The 18,341-nt window shown below is 72.4% G+C and carries 15 protein-coding genes and 1 pseudogene; 9 read left to right on the top strand and 7 right to left on the bottom strand.

From position 1 onward, the window contains the following. Window positions 1-129: 129 nt before the first annotated feature. Together ACFZBP_RS11310 and ACFZBP_RS11305 are read left to right on the top strand one after the other, a co-directional pair. Window positions 130-1,349, top strand: a pseudogene (locus ACFZBP_RS11310) (sensor histidine kinase). Further along, window positions 1,346-1,990, top strand: coding sequence for a response regulator (locus tag ACFZBP_RS11305; protein ID WP_391412009.1), 645 nt, complete (start codon window positions 1,346-1,348; stop codon window positions 1,988-1,990). The pseudogene ACFZBP_RS11310 and the gene ACFZBP_RS11305 overlap by 4 nt, the downstream one beginning before the upstream one ends. A 53-nt stretch (window positions 1,991-2,043) precedes the next feature. Here ACFZBP_RS11305 and ACFZBP_RS11300 read toward each other — a convergent pair whose 3' ends face one another. The 4 genes from ACFZBP_RS11300 to ACFZBP_RS11285 form a co-directional block, all read right to left on the bottom strand. Further along, on the bottom strand, window positions 2,044-2,487 hold the full coding sequence (locus ACFZBP_RS11300; protein ID WP_391412007.1) for an SSI family serine proteinase inhibitor: 444 nt from the start codon (window positions 2,485-2,487) through the stop codon (window positions 2,044-2,046). A gap of 382 nt (window positions 2,488-2,869) precedes the next feature. Further along, a complete protein-coding gene (locus tag ACFZBP_RS11295) occupies window positions 2,870-3,322 on the bottom strand; it encodes a hypothetical protein (RefSeq protein ID WP_383443607.1) in 453 nt (150 codons plus the stop codon). A gap of 28 nt (window positions 3,323-3,350) precedes the next feature. Further along, a complete protein-coding gene (locus tag ACFZBP_RS11290; protein WP_391412005.1) occupies window positions 3,351-4,187 on the bottom strand; it encodes a DUF1206 domain-containing protein in 837 nt (278 codons plus the stop codon). A gap of 73 nt (window positions 4,188-4,260) precedes the next feature. Then, a complete protein-coding gene (locus tag ACFZBP_RS11285) occupies window positions 4,261-5,685 on the bottom strand; it encodes a Gfo/Idh/MocA family oxidoreductase (protein WP_391412003.1) in 1,425 nt (474 codons plus the stop codon). A gap of 364 nt (window positions 5,686-6,049) precedes the next feature. Between ACFZBP_RS11285 and ACFZBP_RS11280 the strand changes: the two genes are divergently transcribed. The 4 genes from ACFZBP_RS11280 to ACFZBP_RS11265 are packed head-to-tail and all read left to right on the top strand — an operon-like array spanning window position 6,050 to window position 9,955. Further along, complete coding sequence (locus tag ACFZBP_RS11280) at window positions 6,050-6,823, top strand: alpha/beta fold hydrolase (RefSeq protein WP_391412001.1); 774 nt, start codon at window positions 6,050-6,052, stop codon at window positions 6,821-6,823. Further along, on the top strand, window positions 6,820-8,409 hold the full coding sequence (locus ACFZBP_RS11275) for an MFS transporter (RefSeq protein WP_391411998.1): 1,590 nt from the start codon (window positions 6,820-6,822) through the stop codon (window positions 8,407-8,409). The genes ACFZBP_RS11280 and ACFZBP_RS11275 overlap by 4 nt, the downstream gene beginning before the upstream one ends. Window positions 8,410-8,450: 41 nt before the next feature. Next, on the top strand, window positions 8,451-8,744 hold the full coding sequence (locus tag ACFZBP_RS11270) for a phosphopantetheine-binding protein (RefSeq protein ID WP_391411996.1): 294 nt from the start codon (window positions 8,451-8,453) through the stop codon (window positions 8,742-8,744). Next, window positions 8,741-9,955, top strand: a complete 1,215-nt coding sequence (locus ACFZBP_RS11265) for a beta-ketoacyl-ACP synthase II (protein WP_391411994.1) — start codon at window positions 8,741-8,743, stop codon at window positions 9,953-9,955. Before ACFZBP_RS11270 ends, ACFZBP_RS11265 begins: the two co-directional genes overlap by 4 nt. 21 nt (window positions 9,956-9,976) lie before the next feature. Here the strand turns inward: ACFZBP_RS11265 and ACFZBP_RS11260 are convergent, their stop codons facing one another. The 3 genes from ACFZBP_RS11260 to ACFZBP_RS11250 form a co-directional block, all read right to left on the bottom strand. Next, window positions 9,977-12,928: a hypothetical protein gene (locus tag ACFZBP_RS11260; RefSeq protein ID WP_391411992.1), complete on the bottom strand. Its 2,952-nt coding sequence runs from the start codon at window positions 12,926-12,928 to the stop codon at window positions 9,977-9,979. Between the two features lie 120 nt (window positions 12,929-13,048). Continuing rightward, entirely contained in the window at window positions 13,049-13,963 is a 915-nt protein-coding gene (locus ACFZBP_RS11255; protein ID WP_391411991.1) for an amidohydrolase family protein, read from the bottom strand. A gap of 167 nt (window positions 13,964-14,130) precedes the next feature. Next, entirely contained in the window at window positions 14,131-14,760 is a 630-nt protein-coding gene (locus ACFZBP_RS11250; protein WP_383443631.1) for a TetR/AcrR family transcriptional regulator, read from the bottom strand. 79 nt (window positions 14,761-14,839) lie between these two features. Between ACFZBP_RS11250 and ACFZBP_RS11245 the strand changes: the two genes are divergently transcribed. The 3 genes from ACFZBP_RS11245 to ACFZBP_RS11235 all read left to right on the top strand — a co-directional run bounded on the left by ACFZBP_RS11245 (window position 14,840) and on the right by ACFZBP_RS11235 (window position 17,971). Then, window positions 14,840-16,234 carry an MFS transporter gene (locus ACFZBP_RS11245; RefSeq protein ID WP_391411988.1) on the top strand — a complete coding sequence of 465 codons (1,395 nt, stop codon included), beginning with the start codon at window positions 14,840-14,842 and terminating at the stop codon, window positions 16,232-16,234. Then, window positions 16,231-17,472, top strand: coding sequence for an FAD-dependent monooxygenase (locus ACFZBP_RS11240; protein WP_391411985.1), 1,242 nt, complete (start codon window positions 16,231-16,233; stop codon window positions 17,470-17,472). Before ACFZBP_RS11245 ends, ACFZBP_RS11240 begins: the two co-directional genes overlap by 4 nt. Before the next feature lie 85 nt (window positions 17,473-17,557). After that, window positions 17,558-17,971, top strand: a complete 414-nt coding sequence (locus ACFZBP_RS11235) for a cytidine deaminase family protein (RefSeq protein WP_383443640.1) — start codon at window positions 17,558-17,560, stop codon at window positions 17,969-17,971. The last annotated feature ends 370 nt before the right edge of the window (window positions 17,972-18,341 follow it).

Raw genomic sequence — 18,341 nt, 5'->3', positions numbered from 1 at the left:
TGCCTCCCGATCGCGCGACGGACGACACCGGGGTCATCCGATCGGTTGACCCGCCCCGCCCCGGGCCGGGCCACAATGGAGGTGTTTGCCCAGCTCAGCGCCCACGAGCCGGAAGGGAGGCGACCCCGTATGGGAAACCGGTCGTACGAGCCGGACACCGTGGACACCCGGTGGCTCGGCGCCGTGATGCACGCGGCGTTCTTCCTGCTGCTCGGCGGAGCGCTCGCCCGCTTCCTGCTGCGCCACCCCGGCGAACCGCGCACGCCATGGATCATCGCGCTGTGCGCCGTCCTGACCGCCCTGCACCTGCTCGGCCCCAGGGCCGGCGACCCGGGCCCCCGACCCACCCGGCGTCGTACGGCCTGGCTGGCGCTGGTCGTCGTGGTGTGGATGCTCCTGGTCGTGCTCGCACCCAGCTTCGCCTGGTGCGCGGTGCCCCTGTTCTACACCGGACTGCGCACCCTGCCGCCGCGCGCGGCGCTCGCGCTCGTGGCGCTCCTGACCGTGTTCGTCGTCGCCGCGCAGGTGCAGCTCTCGGGCCGGTTCGACCCCAACCTGGTCCTCGCCCCGCCCGCCGTCGCCGCCCTCGCCACCGCCGTGTTCCTCCAGATGGAACGGCACACCGCACGCCAGCGCGTCCTGATCGACGACCTGATCCGCACCCGCCACGAGCTCGCCGCCGCCGAACGCCGCGAGGGCACCCTCGCCGAACGCCAGCGGCTGTCCATGGAGATCCACGACACGCTCGCCCAGGGACTGTCCAGCCAGCGGATGCTGCTCCAGGCCGCGGACCGGGTGTGGGACACCGAGCCCGGCAAGGCCCGCGCCCACGTCCGCACCGCCGCGTCCGTCGCCGAGCACAACCTCGCCGAGGCCCGGCGCTTCGTGCACGACCTGACCCCCGCGGACCTCGCCCGAGGCGGCGGCCTCGCTGAGGCGCTGCGCGCCCTGGCCGCCCGGGAGAGCGGCTCCGACCCCCACACCGGCGCGCATCTCGCCGTACCCACATCGACGACGACGGCCGTCTCCCCGAACTGCCCGACCGGATCCAGTCCGCCCTGCTGCGCATCGCCCAGGGCGCCCTCGCCAACGTCCGCGAACACGCCGCCGCCGACCACGCCGCGCTCACCCTCACGCTCCTCGACGACACCGTCGTCCTCGATGTCACGGACGACGGGGAGGGCTTCGACCCCGCGGCCCCGCCCGACGCCCCCGGCGCGGAACGCGGCCACGGGCTGCCCGCGATGCGGGCCCGGCTGTCCGCCCTCGGCGGCACCCTGACCGTCGAGTCCGCTCCCGGCGAGGGCACCGTCCTGTCCGCCGCCGTCCCCCTGGAGGCACCCCGATGACCCCCGACCGCGCTGCCCCCGTGCGGATCCTGGTCTGCGACGACCACGCCGTCGTACGGGCCGGGCTGCTCGCCCTGCTCGACAGCGCCCCGGACATCGAGGTCGTCGGCGAGGCCGGCACCGGAGAGGAGGCGCTCGCGCTGGCCGCGAAGCTCACCCCGGACGTCGTACTGATGGACCTGCAGCTCGGCGAGGGCATCGACGGCGTGGAGACCACCCGCCGCCTCACCGCCGCCCCCGGATCCCGCACCTACGTCCTGGTCCTGACCACGTACGACACCGACGCCGACGTCACCCGCGCCATCCAGGCCGGAGCCACCGGCCATCTGCTCAAGGCCGAACGCCCCGACGAGCTCTTCGCCGCGATCCACGCCGCCGCCGAGGGACGCACCGCCCTGTCGGCACCGGTCGCCGGCCGGGTCATGGCCGGCCTGCGCCGACCTCGGCCCGCCCTCACCGACCGCGAACGCGACATCCTCGCCCAGCTCGCCCGCGGGATCGGCAACCGCGACATCGCCCGCGCGCTGTACATCAGCGAGGCCACGGTCAAGACCCACCTGCGGCGCATCTACGACAAGCTCGGCGTCGACACGCGCGCGGGCGCCGTGGCGGTCGCGAAAGAGCGACGACTGCTGCCCTGAGCAGGAAAGGGCGGGCCGCCCCGCAAGGGTGCGCCCCGCCCGCCGGTTGCCGCTCAGAAGGCGAATGCCGCCGCCTCCTGAGTTTCCTTGATGCAAGGATTGGCGAAGGTGTGCTCGTAGTTTATCCGCGTACCACGCCATACCCCTTGAACCGTCACGACAATGGGGCGGTATTCCCTGGTGCAGGGCTGCCCCGCGTCATTCCCGCGGAGGGTGGCCAGACGGTCGAGATCCCCGTTCACCCGGTCCAGGTCCGCACAGGCCTGCCGCGGGTCGGGGTGCGTTCCCGAGGTGGTGTACGCACAGTTCACGGTCACGGCCCGCTCCGGCGTCGTGGTGGCGGCCTTCTCCCCGTGACCGGTGGTCATGACCAGCGCCGACGGGGCGTACAGCGAGGCGGGCGCGGCGGGCGCGCTGTGTGCGGGCACGCTCAGAGGACCCGCGACCGCCGTGCTCAGCAGCGCTCCTGTCATTGCCCAGCGCGTCATGGGACGCATGGTGTGACTCCCTTCTGTTCGCGGTGTTCGATGCCTCGAAGTACCCGCCCTGTCACTGTCGTCCCAGGAGGCTAGCTGCGAATTCCGTCCCGGCGCAGAAATTCGGACCCTATTGCCTATTCAATCAGTGGCGTGATTGTTCGACCGGTTCCCGAGGTCGAGGAGGTGGGAGGAATTTTATTCGGGTCGTCTGTTGTAGGTGTGGCCGAGGTGCCTGTGCCATGAAATGGCCGGAAATCTGTGAGCGGGATTTCGGCCCGAGGCGGGCGTCGGCAACCGGGGCGTGCGGACACGCCGAAGGGCCGCCAGGCGATGGTCGTCCTGGCGGCCCCGGTGTCGGCGGGTCGGTGTCGTACGGAGGGTGTAGGCCGGTCGGCGGCGGTCAGAAGTCGGTGGGCAGTCCGCTCACCTCGGCGATGCCCCGGAGTTCCTCCGTCTGCCGGTGCCGTTCTCTGATGTAGTCGGCGATCTCGCCGAGGCGGGCGGGGTCGGAGGCGGTGGTCGCGTCGGTGACGATCCGGACCGGACCGGTCTCGTCGACGTCGATCTCGACCACTTCGTTGTCCAGGCGGCCGGTGACGGCGGTGGCGATGACGAGGGCGGCCTCGTCGCGGACCTCCTGGGGCAGCTCGTCGGCCGCCCCCGCGTCGAGCGCGAGGTCGTCGCTGGAGAGGCGTTCCTCCTCGATCGCCTGCAGGACCGGTTCCACGGCGCGCAGCAGGAGGCGGTAATCCTCCGTGTCCATCCGGATGCGCAGGAGGTCCAGGTACACGTCCACGGCCCGGCCGTCACCATGCGCCCGGCCGTCGCCATGCGGAATCTCGGAATCGCTCATCCGCTTCGTGTTCCCCGCCAGCCGCGACTCAGACGTGCCGCCAGCGGGCCATGGCGAAGGAGAACACCCCGAACAGCACCAGCCCGGCCGCAACGCAGACCAGCAGCCAGGGGCCGAGAGGCGTGTCGGCGAAGCTGCGCAAAGTGTCGTCCAGCCCTTTGGCCCGTTCGGGTTCGTAGTCGACGGCCGCGCGGACGGCGAAGACGCCGGCCACGGCGAACACCAGCCCCCGGGCGGCACCGCCGACCACGCCGGTGACGTCCACCAGCTGCCGGGACCGGCGGCTCATCCGCCCGAGCCGGAGTTCGTCGTGGTACTTGCGCAGGACCGCCCGTACGGCGATCCAGCCGCCGGTCACGACGACGGCGATCCCCGCCGCGCCGACCAGCCACTGGCCGGCGGGGATCTCCAGCGCCCTGGCGGTGGCATCCCGGGACTGCTGGTCACTGGACCCGCCGCCGTGGTTCCGGCTCGCCGCGAACGACAGCGCGGAGAAGGCGACGGCGACGTAGAACGCGAACCGGACCACCGCCAGCAGCCGCTTGCGCGCACTGCGGCCGTCCTTCCCGACGGAGCCGAAGACCGCCTCGGACAACCGCCACAGGGCCATGCCGACCAGCCCGATGCCCAGCGCCCACAGCAGCACCGCGCCGAACGGCCTGCGCGCCAGTTCCTCCAGCGCCCCGCCGCGGTCGGCCTGCCGGCTCGTGTCGCCGAAGGCGACCTGCAGCGCCAGCGCGCCGACCAGCAGGTAGATCACACCCCGGGCGGCGAGACCGGCCCTGGCCGCTCCCTCCACGACCGACCCCCGCGCCACCCGTCGCGCCCGAAAACGTCCGGTCCGTGCCAACGCACTCGTGTCCATCGAGACCTCCCGGACATCCGGATGCCCCGACTGGACCGCCACACACCCCGGCCCTGCTCGGGCGCGGTGGCCCTCAGCCGACGGGCGGCATGTCCGTGGGGCTGGAGTCGAGTCCGGGGCGTCTGGTGGCCCAGGCGCCGCGGGTGAAGTCGGGGATCTCCACCGGGCGGCCGTCCCGCGCCAGGGACGCGGCGCTCAGCGGCACCGCCGCGCACCAGGCCGCCGAGTCGTACACGTCGATGTCGGGGACGAGCCCGGCACGCATCAGCTGGACGGTGCGCCACTGCAGTACGTAGTCCATGCCGCCGTGTCCGCCGTTGTTCGCGGCGTCGTCGCCGACCTTCCGCCACAGCCAGTGGTCGTACTCCCTGCGGTAGTCGGCGAAGTCGCGCCAGGTGTGGCCGGCGTGGTCCGGTTCCAGGTAGACGCGCGCCCCGGTCGGGGAGGGCCCGGCGTAGTCCTCGACGATGCCGCGGCTGCCGGCGAGCGTGTTGATCCTGCTGTACGGCCGGGGCGAGCTCACCTCGTGCTCGGCCCGGATGACCCTGCCCCGCTCCGTCTCGATGAGGCAGGTGACCAGGTCGCCGTTGATGTACGTCTCCTTCCAGGACGGATGGTCCCGGGGCAGGAAGCGCTCGCGGTAGTCGGCCAGGCCCCTCGGCGCGGTCGCGGTGGCGCGCAGGGTGGTCATACGGTCGCCGCGGTTGACGTCCATGGCCGCCGCGATCGGGGCCAGCCCGTGCATGGGGTACAGGGACGCGGTGCTGCGGGTGTGCCACAACCGCCGCCAGGAGTCGGTGTAGTACGTGTCGGAGAAGAGGAGTTCCCGCAGGTCGTGGCAGTAGCCGCCGTGGCCGTTGGTGATGTCCCCGAACAGGCCGGCGTGCGCCATCCGCAGCATGGCCAGCTCGTTGCGGCCGTAGCTGCAGTTCTCGGAGAGGAACAGATGCTTGCGGGTGCGCTCGGAGGTGTCGACGAGGTCCCAGAGCTGGCGCAGCTCGGTGGCGACGGGCAGCTCCACCACGGCGTGTCTGCCGCTCAGCAGCGCGGCCCGGCCGTGCTCGTGGTGGAACTCCCAGGGCGTGGCGACGTACACCAGGTCGATGTCGTCGCGCCCGAGCATCCGGGCGTAGGAGTCGGCCGCCCCGCCGTACTCGGCGGGGCGGGGCTCGCCCTTGCTCTCCAGGCGGTCGGCGGCGCTTCGTGCGCGGTCGGCGCGGATGTCGCAGACGGCGGTCACGGTGCAGCCGGGTACGGCCGCCCATCCCGTGATCATGCCGCTGCCGCGGTTGCCCAGGCCGATGACGCCGACGCGGACGGTTCTGTGGACCTCGAACGGCACGCCGATCATCGACTTCTGCCCGGGACGCCGGCCGGGCGCCGGTCCGGTCGCGGCGGACGCGGCCGGTGCCGCGGCGGTCATCCCGGCCGCGAGCGCGCCGGTGGCGACGGCTCCGCCCAGGAGCAGTCGGCGTGAGACAGCGGGGGTTTCGGACATGACGACAACACTCCTCGCGAGGTGGCTTGCATCACTGCCGGTGCACTGTCGGGACGTGGGGTCTGTCGGGGCATGACTCTGCGGGCTTCGCGAGTGCATGTCAATATGTGCTCGATAGAAAGCAGTTACGAGCAGGATCGAGCATCGACGGGGCTGGTTGACTGCTTGTCAGGAGTCGGCCGTCGCATCTCCTTGACGCCTGTTGATGCCTCATTTCAGTGAATGTCGGCCGGCCTGCGGCGTGCTGATCCCTCCTCAGCCGGAGCCGGGCGAAACGATGAACCCCGACTCCCGACCCCCAGCCGCGGCGCCGGGGGCTGCCTGGAGACCACGCGTGTACGGCGAGCGGATGTGGGCGGTTTGCGTGACTGGCGGACTGACGCGGGTTGTACTGCAGGAGCGCCCCGAGGCGGCGGTGCGCCTGTACTGCCTGCCCCCGGCCGGCGCCGGAGCGGGGTTCTACGCGCCGTGGGTGGGCCTGGTGCCGGCCTGGGCGGAGCTGTGCTCGGTGAGCCTGCCGGGCCGGGGGAGCCGTACGGAGGAACCGTCGCTGACGGACACGGCCGCCGTGGCCGCGCTCGTCGCGGAGGTCATGGATGACCGCGCCGATCCGCGGCCGTTCGCCGTGTTCGGGCACAGTGTGGGCGCTCTCGTGGCCTTCGAGGCAGTACGCACCCTGCGGACCTCCGATGGCCGTCCTCCGCTGTGGGTCGGCGTGTCGTCGCTGCGCGGGCCGCAGGACGGCGCGTACGCGAGGGGTCTGCCGCCCCTGCTGATGGGAGGACTGGAGGGGGTCGGCCAGCTGGTGGGCGGGCCGATCCCGCACCGGCTGCTGAAGGATCCGGTGCTGATGGCGGTGGCGTGCACACCGCTGCTGGCCGACTGCCTGCTGCTGTTGCACCACCGCCACCGCGACGAACCTCCCCTGGAGGTACCGCTGGCGCTGTACGGAGGCACGCAGGACCCGACCACCAGCCTGCGGCAACTGCTCGACTGGAACGAGCTGTTCGGCACGGCGGCCCGGCCGCGGCTGTTCGAGGGCGGCCACATGTACATGCACGGACAGACCGAGAACCTGGTACGTCAGGTGGCGGCCGACCTCGGCGCGGTGGTCCACGAGGCGGTGCCCGCCGTATGACGGCGCACCCCGGCCGAGAGGCGGATGCCGGGACCCGACGGGGCTGGGCGGCCGGGGTGGTCTGCCTCGGGCTGTTCATGCTCGGCATGGACCTGACCGTCCTCAACGTGGCCGTGCCGCAGTTGCGCGAAGCCCTGGACGCCACCACCGCGCAGGTGCAGTGGATCGTCGACGGCTATGCGCTCATGCTGGGTGGCAGCGTCCTGGCGGTCGGAGCGGTGACCGACCGGTGGGGGCGCCGGCGCTGCTTCGTGCTCGGCGTGGCCGTGTGCGGCGCGTCCTCGGTCGGCGGCGCGCTGGCCGGCGAGCCCTGGCAGGTCATCGCGTCGAGGTGCGGCATGGGAGCCGGGGCGGCGCTGCTGATGCCGGCGACCCTGGGGGCCCTGCACCACATGTTCCCCGAGCCGGAGTTGCGGCGTCGCGCCATCGCTGTGTGGGCGGCGGTCGGCGGACTCGGCGGGCTGAGCGGTCCGGTGATCGGCGGCTGGCTGGTCGAACACGCCTCGTGGCGGGCCGCGTTCTGGATCAACCTGCCGCTGACCGCGGTGATCATCACGGCGTCCTGCCTGCTCGTCCCCGAGTCGCGCGCACCGCGCTCGGCCGCCTTCGACGCCGTCGGGGCGCTGCTGTCCACCGCGGGACTGCTGGCCCTGGTCTGGGCGATCATCGAAGGCCCGCACAAGGGCTGGACCAGCGCACAGGTCGTCACCGGCTTCGCGCTCGCCGGGCTGATCCTGGCCGCGTTCCTCGCCTGGGAACGGCGTGCGCGGGCGCCGATGCTGCCGCTGCACCTGCTGGCCAGGCCCGGCATCGGAGTCGCCGCCGCGGCCCTGGCGCTGATGTCCTTCGCCCTGTTCGGCGCCCTGTTCGTCCTCACCCTGTACCTGCAGGGCGTGCTCGGCTACAGCCCGGTCGAGGCCGGGGTGCGCACCCTGCCGCTGCCCGCCGGGCTGGCCGTGGGCGCGGCGGCGGCCGTAGCCGTCCAGCGGCACCTGGGGATCAAGGCCACCGTGGTGAGCGGACTGCTCGTGGTCACCCTCGCGCTCGGCGTCTGGGCCGCCACCACCGTCCAGTCCGGCTACGGGCACTGTGCGCTGTTCCAGACGATCGCGGGCGTGGGCGCCGGGCTCGTGGCGGCGGCGGGCACCGAATCGGTGATGGAGTCGGTGCCCACCGCGCAGGCCGGACTGGGCTCCGCCATCAACGACGCGACACGGCAGGTGGGTTCCGCGCTCGGCGTCGCCGTGCAGGGCTCCCTGCTGACGGCCGTGTTCACCGCCCGCTTCGTCGAGGCCCCCGCCGTGACGGCCACCGTGCCCGAGGTGGCGGACGCCGCACGACACAGCCTCCTGTCCGTACCGGACCAGGCCGGCCTGCTGCCGCCGGCCGAGCGGATCGCCGTGCTCTCGGCCGCCCGTGACGCGTTCGTCGACGCCATGACCCTCACGGCGACGACCGCGGCGGCCGTCGTCCTGCTCACCGCGGCGGCCGCGGCCCGCTGGCTCGCCCCACGCACCGCACCCCTGCCGGCACCGCACACCCGACCAGGACCCCTGCCGGAAGCGGGGACGCCCCTTTCCGACTGACCACCCACACCGCCCACCCGACCACAGTTCTGGAGGCACGCATGGCGACGACCCTGGACACCATCACCCAGGTGCTCACGGAGACCTTCCCGATCGACGCCGCCGACATCACCCCCGAACGCACCTTCGAGGACCTCGGCCTCGACTCGCTGGCGCTGCTGGAGATGGGCCTCGCGGTCCAGGAGAGCACCGGCATCACGCTCAACGACACGGAACTGCCGAAGACGGTCGGCCAACTGGTCACCCTGCTCGACGCCGCCGCAGGACCCGACGCCGCACAGGCCGCCCCCGCACCAGCCGACCCGGCCCTCGCCGCCACGGACGCGGGCGCATGACCCGTGTCGCGATCACCGGCCTGGGCATCGTCAGCCCGGCCGGACTCGACGCGGCCGGCACCTGGCAGACCCTCCTGCAGGGCACCTCGACCGCGCGGCGTGACGAACATCTGGCCGGACTGCCCGTCGACATCTCCTGCCAGGTACCCGACTTCGACGCCCGCCGACTGGTCGGCCCGTCCGCCTGGCGGCTGGACCGGTTCACCGCCATGGGCCTCCTCGCCGCACGCGAGGCCCTCGCCGACGCCCGCCTGGACCCGCGGACCTGGGAACCGCTCCGGGTCGGCGTCGTGATCGGTTCGGGCACCGCCAGCATGGAACGCTACGACCGGGAATTCGCCAAACTCGCCGACAACCGGCCCCTGGACATCTCACCGCTCGCCATCCCACGCAGCGTGCCGAACATGTCCGCCGCCGAGATCGGCCTCGACACCGGCGCCCGCGGACCGAACCTCACCGTCTCCACGGCCTGCGCGTCCGGAGCCACCGCGATCGGCATCGCCCGCGACCTGCTGCGCGCCGGGACGTGCGACATCGTGCTCGCGGGCGGCGCGGAGTCCGTACGCCATCCCATCCCCGCCGCCTGCTTCCACCGCATGGGCGCGCTCTCCCAGCGCACCGACGACCCGGCCCGGGCCAGCCGCCCCTTCGACTCCGCCCGCGACGGGTTCGTCCTCTCCGAAGGCGCGGCCGTCCTCGTCCTCGAACGGCCCGACCACGCCCGTGCCCGCGGCCTTTGGCCACGCGCCTACCTCGCCGGATACGCGGCCACCTGCGACGCCCACCACTACGCGGCCCCGCACCCCCAGGGCCAGGGCGCCGCCGAAGCGCTCACCGCCGCACTCGCCGACGCCGCCCTGGAACCCGCCGACATCGGGCACGTCAACGCCCACGGCACCGCCACCCGCCTCAACGACCTCGCCGAAGCCCGCGCCCTCACCACCGTGTTCACCGCGCCGCCACCCGTCACCTCCCTCAAAGGGGCGATCGGGCACGCGATCGGTGCCGCGGGCGCGATCGAGGCGGCCGTCACCGTCCTGACCCTCCAGCACGGCCTGATCCCGCCGACGGCCAACCACGAGGACACCGCCCTCGACATCGACCTCGACATCGTCGCCAAGGCCCCCCGCACCACGCGCGCCACAGCCGCCGTCAGCACCTCCTACGGCTTCGGAGGCCAGAACGCCGCCCTGGTCCTCACGACCTGCTGAGCGACGACGCAGGCCGTGGGATCACTCCTCGCGGCACACCGTGTCCGGGTCGGCACCCTTGCGGCCCGGCGGCGCGGAGAGCGGTTCGTCGCTGCCGGCGGGCCGACCGCACACGGTGACGGACTGCACCTTGTGGCCCCGGTAGGTCACCCGCACGATCTTGTAGCCGTGGCCCCGCTGGTCGGCGTAAGGCTGGCTGCCGGCGAAGCTGACCGTGCCGACCGGCAGGTTCGGGTTGGGGCGCCAGCGCAGGTCGGCCCAGGTCTCCGGAGCCGTCTGCGGGGCGTCGCCGTTCTTCGAGGCGCGGTACAGCACCGCCGTGGCGCTGTAGGCCAGTACCGCCTGGCCGCTGGAGAAGAGCGCGTCGTCCCAGGGCCGCGCGGGATCGGCGAGCGCGGTCGGCGCGGTGCCGGTGGGGAGCAGGTCGCCGAGCACGCGGTGGGCGTCCTCGTAGAAGCCGGCCGCGCCGACGAGGTCCATCGGCGCCAGCGCGAAGTGGTAGAGGGTGACCTCCGGGGGGATGCGCAGGCTCTCGCCCTCGTCGTAGTTGCTCTTCGCCAGGTCGTCGCCGGTGAACACGGTGATGGGCCGGCCGGAGCAGCCGGGCGTGGAGCCCAGCTGGGACATCAGGTTGGGTACGTCCTCCACCCGGCCCGCGAAGTACAGGGCCCTCGGCACCGGGTCGCTCGCGCAGATGTCCTCCACCGGGTCGGTCAGTTCCGGCTCGCCGTTGGGGCTCAGCCGGTAGGAGTGGGAGGGCAGCGGCTCGAAACCGGCCCGGTCCAGCATCCCCTTGCCGACTCTGGCCTGCTCGGTGGTGTAGAAGTCCTTCTCGCTGCCGACCTTGCGGGCCAGCACCACGGCCCGGGCGCCCTCCTCGCGCCGGGCGAGTTGCCGGGCGACGACGAGCAGTGCGTCGGCCTCCTCCTCGTCGGTGGCGGCCAGCCCGAACCAGTTCGACAGCTCCCGCGCCAGATGGCTGCCGGAGTTGGTGGTGCTCACCACGGGCAGGCCCGCGCCCTTGAGGATCGCCACGGCGTCGTCGCTCTCGGTGGTGTCGCGTCCCAGGCCGACGACACCGACGACCGACCGGTCGCGCCGGGCGAGTTCCGCGATGTGCCGGGCCATGGGAAGCACCTGGAGCATGTTCTGGCCGGCGTTGGCGAGCAGGACCCTTGTCTTCGTCGGCTGATGGGTGCTGACGTTGGCGTAGTGCTGGTAGAGGTAGACGCCCGTGATCTCCTCCAGACCCTTGCGGGTGTCGGACTCCTCCCTCGCGGTGACCGGGCCGGCGTAGACGATCGTCACGTACTTGTCCGCGGGGCCGATCTTCGCGTTCTCGGCCCTGATCGCCCGCTCGACGGCGTCGAAGGTGACGCCCTTGCCCGCCCCGTACAGTTCCAGTCCGTTGCCCGCGGCCAGCCGTACGTCCCCGGTGGCGACGCCCACGCACTCGCCGCCCACCAGAACGGAGTCGGTGTTGGAGCCGACCAGCCGCCCCTGGCAGTAGCGCTGGGCCATCCACCGGTTGCCGAGGAAGCCCAGGGCCAGGGCGATGGCGAGGACCACCGCGAGACAGGGCCGGGACCACAGCAGCCAGGCGGCGGTACGGCGGATCCGGGTGGTGGAGTGCTGCGCGGAGTGCCGGCGGCGCAGCTCCTCGGCGGACAGCGGTATCCACAGGATCCACGGCAGTGCGGCCGACCGCCCGGGCGACTGGCCGACGTTGAGGCCGGTCACCCACTCCTGGTAGCGGGCGTCCGCCGCGAAGGCACGCTCCGGGTCGTCCGGCCCGGACCCGTCGGGCCGCGGTACGGCGAGCCGCCCCGGGTCCTCGGATCCCGGCGGCCGCAGCCGCTCCGCGGCCGGGAGCGCGGCCAGCACCAGCAGCGGGTCGACCTCGCTGCGGCGGGTGCGCACATTGCTGATCGCCCGCAGCAACAGCAGGCCGCCGTCCTCCTCGGTGGCGCACGGCAGATACACCACGGGCGGAACCGTGCGCTTGCGGCGACGCAGGTCCAGGGTCCGGGGCCGGAAGTTCTCGCGCAGGTCCTCGAGCAACGCCAGCACCCGTAGCTCCAGATGGAACTGACGTGCCGTCACGTCCCCGGCCTGGGCCGCCACCACCTGCTGGGCGACGGCGAAGGCACGGCCGCGGATCGTCTCCCAGGACTTCGTCGGCCGCCACCGGGACCATTCGGCGGCTTCCGGCCGGTCGCTCGAAGGCGCCAGGAACGTGGTGGTGGCGAACCAGCGGCTGGCTCGGCGCAGCCACAGCAGCGGTGGCGCGCTGCGCGCCAGCAGGTGCACCACGCCGAACGCCGCCAGCGCCAGGGCACCGCCCCACACGGCCGTCTGCCACCCGCCCTCGCCCAGCAGCACGCTCAGACAGGCGATGAACATCGCGCCCACGAAACCGGACGGGTTCACCACCGCGCCGAACGTGTCCGACAGCGCCGAGACACGTCTCTCCTCGTCGGCGCCGTCCGGATCACGCCCCGGCCGCCAGCGCAGCTCGGCCAGCCGCCGCATCAGCCGTTCGCGACGCTGGGCGGCCGACCAGACCGTGCTCACGTCCCCGCCGACCTCCGGCGCCGCCTGCTCGATGGCCCGCAGCAGCCGCGAGCGCGGAAAGCCGAAACCCTTGTACTGCGACTGGTTCTGGTTGTCCCAGGGGTGTTCGCACAGCTGGCGCACCATGTCGATCGCCGAGGAGTACGCGTCCGCGCCGCCCCCGCCGTCCAGCCGCTTGGCGATCAGCCCCCGCGGCTGATGGCCCTGCCGGACGAACTCCACGACCTGCGCGACCCGCCGGTCCAGGATTCCGGTGGGGTCCTCCTCACCTGCCTGGAGGACCACCAGCGGCGTCACCGGCGGGTTGTCCCGGAAGTTGTCGATGAGCCGCCTCATCAACTCGAACACCGCGTCCGCCGCCTCTATCCCGGCGCTGCCGCTCCATACCTCTCTCGCCACTCGCTCCGCCCCCGTCGCATCCGCCCGAACCGGCACCGCCGGATCCGATGCTGATACCCACGCGGAAACACGCTGCACCGCACAGACGTCGGATTCTCACGAACGTGACCGGGGCCGGCGTCACAGCCCGAACAGCTCCACGGCGTTGTCGTGACACACCGCCCGCAGCCACTCGTCGCCGAGCCCGAGCCGCTCCAGGGCGTGCAGCTGATGGACGTACGGATAGGGGATGTTGGGGAAGTCGGAGCCGAGCAGGACGCGGTCGCCGAGGCCGGCCAGCCGGGGCAGGGCCCGGCCGGGGAACGGCATGAGCCGCTCGGCGAAGTCCGTGAACGCCATCGTCGTGTCCAGCCGCACCTCCCGGTACCGCTCGGCGAGCCCGAGGAACTCCTCGTACTCGGGCATGCCGAGATGCGCGACGACCAGTCGCAGCCGGGGATGCCGTGCCAGCACGCGCGCGATCGGCTCCGGGCCGGTGTGCTTGCCGGGCGCCGGCCCGGAGCCGCAGTGGATCACCACGGGGATCCCCGCCTCGGCCAGCAACCCCCAAGCGGCATCGAGGAGTTCGTCTGCCGGGTCGTACGCACCCACCTGCACATGCGCCTTGAAGACCCGCGCGCCCGCGTCGACGGCCTCCTGGACATACGCCTCGACGCCGGGCTCCGGATAGAGGGTGGCGGTGTGCAGGCAGTCCGGGGTGCGGCGGGCGAAGTCGGCGGCCCAGCCGTTCAGCCAGGGCGCCATGCCGGGCTTGTGCGGGTACAGCATCGAGGTGAAGGCCCGTACGCCGAACTCCCGCAGCAGCGCGGTCCGTTCCTCCTCCTCCGCGCGGTAAGTGATCGGCCACTCCAGCCCACCGGTCAGCGGTCCGAGCGCGTCGAAATAGCCCCAGACCTTGCGCAGCACGCGCTCCGGCATGAAGTGCGTGTGGACGTCGACCAGCCCGGGAAGCCCCAGCCGCTCCCAGAAGAGCCGGATCGCGGCGGCCCCGGCGTGCGGGTCGGGGGCGGCGGACGCCGTGCGGTGATCGTTCATGCCGTTCACGATCGCCTCTGGCGGGGCGGCGGGTCCATTCCCCCGCGCCGGGATGCGAGAGGGATCACTCCGAGGGGAACGACGCCGGCCCCGTCATGCGGGCCTGCGGGACCAACGGTCCGGGCGGCGCCATCGAGTGCACCGCCTGGTTCTGATCCGCCCCGGCTCTACTTGGCCCGGTACGCCCGGAGGAAGGTCCGCACCCCCTCCACGAGGAGTGGCCGGACGCGGTCGTCCTCCGCGGCGTTCGCGGAGCCGAACCTGTTGAGCGCGACGCTGAAGGTCAGCGCGATGAACTGGTCGGCCGCGAGCCGGGGGTCGGGGACGTCGAGCAGTCCGGCCTCGGCGAAGGCGGCGAAACGCTCGGCCAGCGCCTCGTCCGGGGCGTCGGCCATGGAGTTCTCGCCGCCTTCGCCGAGGCCGGACTGCGCGCGGACCAGCCGCTGCAGTGTGGCGTACTCCGCCGAGCCGAGCATGTCGGTCGCGATCCGCGTCGAGAACGTGACCAGGACGTCCTCGAGGTCGGCGGCCTCGGCGGGGTCGGCGAGCGTGTCGTCGAGGATGCGCCGGATCGTGGTGATCAGGGACTGGCCGACGCCGTCGACGACGGCCTGCAGCAGCGTCCGCTTGTCGCCGAAGTAGTCGTAGACCGTCCGCTTGGACACGCCGGCCCGGGCGGCGACCGCGTCGACGCTGGTCCGGTCGAAGCCGTCGGCGAGGAACAGTTCCCGGGCCGCGGTGAGGATGGCGGCCCGCTTCTGCGTGGAGCCCTCGCGCAGTGTCTTCGTGGTCGGCATGGCCGTATCCTAACCTGATTACACTGCACGGTGTAGTGTAGTTCTCTGAATCTCCCCCGACACCGAAGAAAGGACGTTCATGACCACGACCCTGGCTCCCCCGGTCCGCGCCGGGAAGGCCGCCGTCGGGGCGCTCGGCATGCTGGCAGTCGCCACGGGGGCCCTGGAGTCGGTGGTGACACCGACGCTCCCGCTGCTGCAACGCGAGTTGTCCATCAGCCCCGCGCAAGGGGCCTTACTCAGCATCACGCTGCTCATCACCGGCGCTCTCGTCACGCCCGTCGCCGGCAACCTGGGCGACCGCTACGGCGGGAAACGGGTCATGCTCCGGCTGATGGCGGTGGTCTCGGCCGGTGGCCTGGTGTCCTCACTGGCACCGAACCTGCCGGTGCTGCTGCTCGGCCAGGTACTGGAGGGCGCGATGGTGGGCGCGATGCCCCTGTCGTTCATCCTGGTCCGCAGGCACCTGCCCACCGGTGCGTCCCAGGTGGCCATCGGCGTGGTCAGCGGTTTGTTCGTGGGCGGCGGCATGCTGGGCACGCTGATGGCCGGGCCCGTCGCGGAAGGGCTGTCGCGGCACTGGATGTTCGCGATACCCACGATCGCGATCGTCATGGCGACCCTGCTCGTCCACCGGCTGATGCCGGACGATCCGCCCACCCGGTCGAGCGCCGGGATCGACTGGCCCGGCCTGGGGCTCCTGAGCGGCATCCTCCTCACGCTCATGCTCGGCCTCTCGATGGCACCCGAACTCGGCGGCCGGCCACTCGTACTCGGCGCCCTCGTCCTGCTCCTGGCCCTCCTGGTGGCCGGATGGATCTCCGTCGAACGCCGGTCGCCCTCACCCATGGTCGACCTGCGCCTGGTGGCGAAGCCGGCGATATGGAGCTCGTACGCGATCACCTTCGCCGTGTGTGTGGGCACCGCCGTGTCGATGTTCCTCGTTCCGCAGCTGTTCGCTGCGTCCGCCGACGGGTACGGCTTCGGGGCCGACTCCACCGACATCGGGCGGTACCTGTTGCCCGGGGCCGTCGCGGGGGCGGCCAGCGGGCCGCTCGGCGGGGCCGTGGCGCGGCGTTACGGCTCGACCGCTGTGGTCACCGCCGGAATCGGCACCATGACGGCCACGCTGCTCGCCCTGGCGTTCGTGCACACCGAGGTCTGGCACCTCGTCGTCGGCAAGGCGCTGGTCGCCCTCGCCAGCGGTGTCTGCATCACGGCGATGGTCGTCAGGACCGCCACCTCCGTCGACCACGGCAACACCGGAACCGCCACCAGCCTGGTCCTGGTGACGCGCGTGATCGGCTTCGCCGCGGGCGCACAGGTCAGCGGCGCCTTCCTCGCCGCCGGAACCCGGCCCGGGACGGACGACCCTGCCGAGTCCGCCTTCGTCACCGGCTTCGTCATCGCCGGCGTCGTCACCGCGCTGTCCCTCCTCGTCGTCCGCACCATGGGCAAAGGAGTCAAGACATGACCTCCACCGGCCCGTTGACGGCTGTGCGTACCCCGCCCCGCAGACGCGAGGTCCTGATATCGGGCGCAAGCATCGCGGGTCCCGCCCTCGCCTTCTGGCTGAACCGCTACGGCTACGCCGTCACCGTGGTCGAGAAGGCGGCCGCATTGCGCGGCGGGGGCTACCCCATCGACGTACGGGGCACCGCGCTGGAGGTCGTCCGCAGGATGGGGATCCTGCCCCGACTGCGGGACGCGCACGTCGACCTGCGTCGCTTGACCTTCCTCGACGCGGAGGGCGGCACGGTGGCCTCGGTCGGTCCGCACGCCGTCGCCGGCAGTGTCGCCGGACAGGACCTGGAGGTGCGGCGCGGGGATCTGACCGAGGCCCTGTACGGGGCGGTCCGTGACGACGTGGAGGTCTTGTTCGACGACTGCGTCGACAGCCTCGACCAGTCCGACCACGGGGTCGACGTCACCTTCCGTCGGGGCGGCCGACGTACGTTCGACATGGTCTTCGGCGCGGACGGTCTGCACTCGCGTACCCGGGAGTTGGTGTTCGGCCCCGAAGAGCAGTACCACCGCTACCTCGGGTACTGCTTCGCCGGGTTCACCATGCGCAACACCCTCGGCCTCTCCCACGAGGTCACGATGTGGAACACCCCGGGCAGGGCGGCGGCTCTCTACGCCGTGGGGGACAGCGAAGAGGTGCACGCCCTGCTGACCTTCGCCCGACCGCAGGCCCCGACCTCGTTGGAGGCGTTCCGTGACCCCCGAGCCCAACGGGACCTGGTCGCCGCCACGTTCGCCGACGCGGGATGGGAGGTCCCGGGCATGCTCGCCGCCCTGCGTGACGCGGACGACCTGTTCGTCGACGTGGTCAGCCAGATCCGGATGCCTCGCTGGTCCAGCGGCCGGGTCGCGCTGGTCGGCGACGCCGCCTACGCACCCTCCTTCCTCACCGGGCAGGGCTCCAGCCTCGCGCTCGTCGGCGCGTACATGCTCGCCGCTGCCCTGGCCGACCGGGACGCCGAAGCGGGCTTCGCCGCCTACGAACACGGCACCCGTGGGTTCGTGACGCTGAACCAGGACCAGATCGGCGAGGGCGACGCCATACTCTTCCCCACCACCGCCCGGGGCCTTGAGCGGCGCAACGACATGCTGCGCGGCCTCAGTGGCACAACCGTGCCCGCCACGGAGGGCCGGCCCGCCCATTCGGCCCTCACCTTGCCGCCACCGCGGCAGGGCCAACTGGGATGACCGGTCAGCACACAGCGAGGATGGTCACTTGCGCAGCACGGTCGGGCGGGTCAGCGTCGCCTGACCCCGGACGAAGGCAGAGGACATGACCACGCAGATACAGGACGTCGACCACGAGCTCATCCAGGCCGCGTCCGATGTCGCGCGCACGCGGTGCCGGGGCGACAACCACACCATGGCAGCCGCGGGCCGTGCCGGCGACGGGCGCATCGTCACCGCGGTGAACGCCTACCACTTCACCGGAGGCCCGTGCGCCGAACTCGTCCTCATCGGTGCGGCGGCCGCCCAGGGCGTCTACGACCTCGACACGATCGTCGCCGTGGGCGACCGCGACCGCGGCGTCGTTCCCCCGTGCGGCCGGTGCCGCCAGGCCCTTCTCGACTACTTCCCCGACCTCGAGGTCATCGTCGGCGAGGGCGACCGCGTCCGAACCGTCCCCATCACCGACCTGCTGCCCGCGAGCTATGTCTGGGCCGACCACCAGTTCGACGCCGAGTAGGCCGGCGCGGGAGCCGTGGTCGGCGTCGGCCCGGCGGAAGGGACCCGATGCCAAGCGCCGGCAGTACGTGAGGGACGCGGATGACCTGAAACCGGCGCGAGGCCAACCCGCGTACCGGTCCATACCAGTGGCAGTCGCACCGGCGTTCCCCGACCGTCCAAGGAGACGGGGAACGCCCCTCCCACCTGCGCGGCAGGGGGCGAAGCCGCACTCGCGGGCGGCCGTGATCCCTGGTCGCGCACCCGGTCCGGGCCGAGCGGCCCCGCGTCCCGCACCTGCGTTTTTCCGTCAGGTTCCGCAGCAAGAGCACGAAAGCTCCACAGATACCTCACTATTTGACGCGACGGATGGGTCGACGACCGGCGACTGA

The sequence above is a fragment of the Streptomyces sp. NPDC008086 genome (assembly GCF_042957325.1).
Taxonomy (GTDB): domain Bacteria; phylum Actinomycetota; class Actinomycetes; order Streptomycetales; family Streptomycetaceae; genus Streptomyces.
The sequence above is the reverse complement of the archived record's forward strand: the minus strand, read 5'-3'. Positions and strand labels throughout refer to the sequence as shown.

Excerpts from the sequence above, each read along its gene's own strand:
- ACFZBP_RS11305 (WP_391412009.1), top strand. The coding sequence starts at position 1,346 with ATGACCCCCGACCGCGCTGCCCCCGTGCGGATCCTGGTCTGCGACGAC.
- ACFZBP_RS11300 (WP_391412007.1), bottom strand. The coding sequence starts at position 2,487 with ATGCGTCCCATGACGCGCTGGGCAATGACAGGAGCGCTGCTGAGCACG.
- ACFZBP_RS11295 (WP_383443607.1), bottom strand. The coding sequence starts at position 3,322 with ATGAGCGATTCCGAGATTCCGCATGGCGACGGCCGGGCGCATGGTGAC.
- ACFZBP_RS11290 (WP_391412005.1), bottom strand. The coding sequence starts at position 4,187 with ATGGACACGAGTGCGTTGGCACGGACCGGACGTTTTCGGGCGCGACGG.
- ACFZBP_RS11285 (WP_391412003.1), bottom strand. The coding sequence starts at position 5,685 with ATGTCCGAAACCCCCGCTGTCTCACGCCGACTGCTCCTGGGCGGAGCC.
- ACFZBP_RS11275 (WP_391411998.1), top strand. The coding sequence starts at position 6,820 with ATGACGGCGCACCCCGGCCGAGAGGCGGATGCCGGGACCCGACGGGGC.
- ACFZBP_RS11270 (WP_391411996.1), top strand. The coding sequence starts at position 8,451 with ATGGCGACGACCCTGGACACCATCACCCAGGTGCTCACGGAGACCTTC.
- ACFZBP_RS11265 (WP_391411994.1), top strand. The coding sequence starts at position 8,741 with ATGACCCGTGTCGCGATCACCGGCCTGGGCATCGTCAGCCCGGCCGGA.
- ACFZBP_RS11255 (WP_391411991.1), bottom strand. The coding sequence starts at position 13,963 with ATGAACGATCACCGCACGGCGTCCGCCGCCCCCGACCCGCACGCCGGG.
- ACFZBP_RS11250 (WP_383443631.1), bottom strand. The coding sequence starts at position 14,760 with ATGCCGACCACGAAGACACTGCGCGAGGGCTCCACGCAGAAGCGGGCC.
- ACFZBP_RS11245 (WP_391411988.1), top strand. The coding sequence starts at position 14,840 with ATGACCACGACCCTGGCTCCCCCGGTCCGCGCCGGGAAGGCCGCCGTC.
- ACFZBP_RS11240 (WP_391411985.1), top strand. The coding sequence starts at position 16,231 with ATGACCTCCACCGGCCCGTTGACGGCTGTGCGTACCCCGCCCCGCAGA.
- ACFZBP_RS11235 (WP_383443640.1), top strand. The coding sequence starts at position 17,558 with ATGACCACGCAGATACAGGACGTCGACCACGAGCTCATCCAGGCCGCG.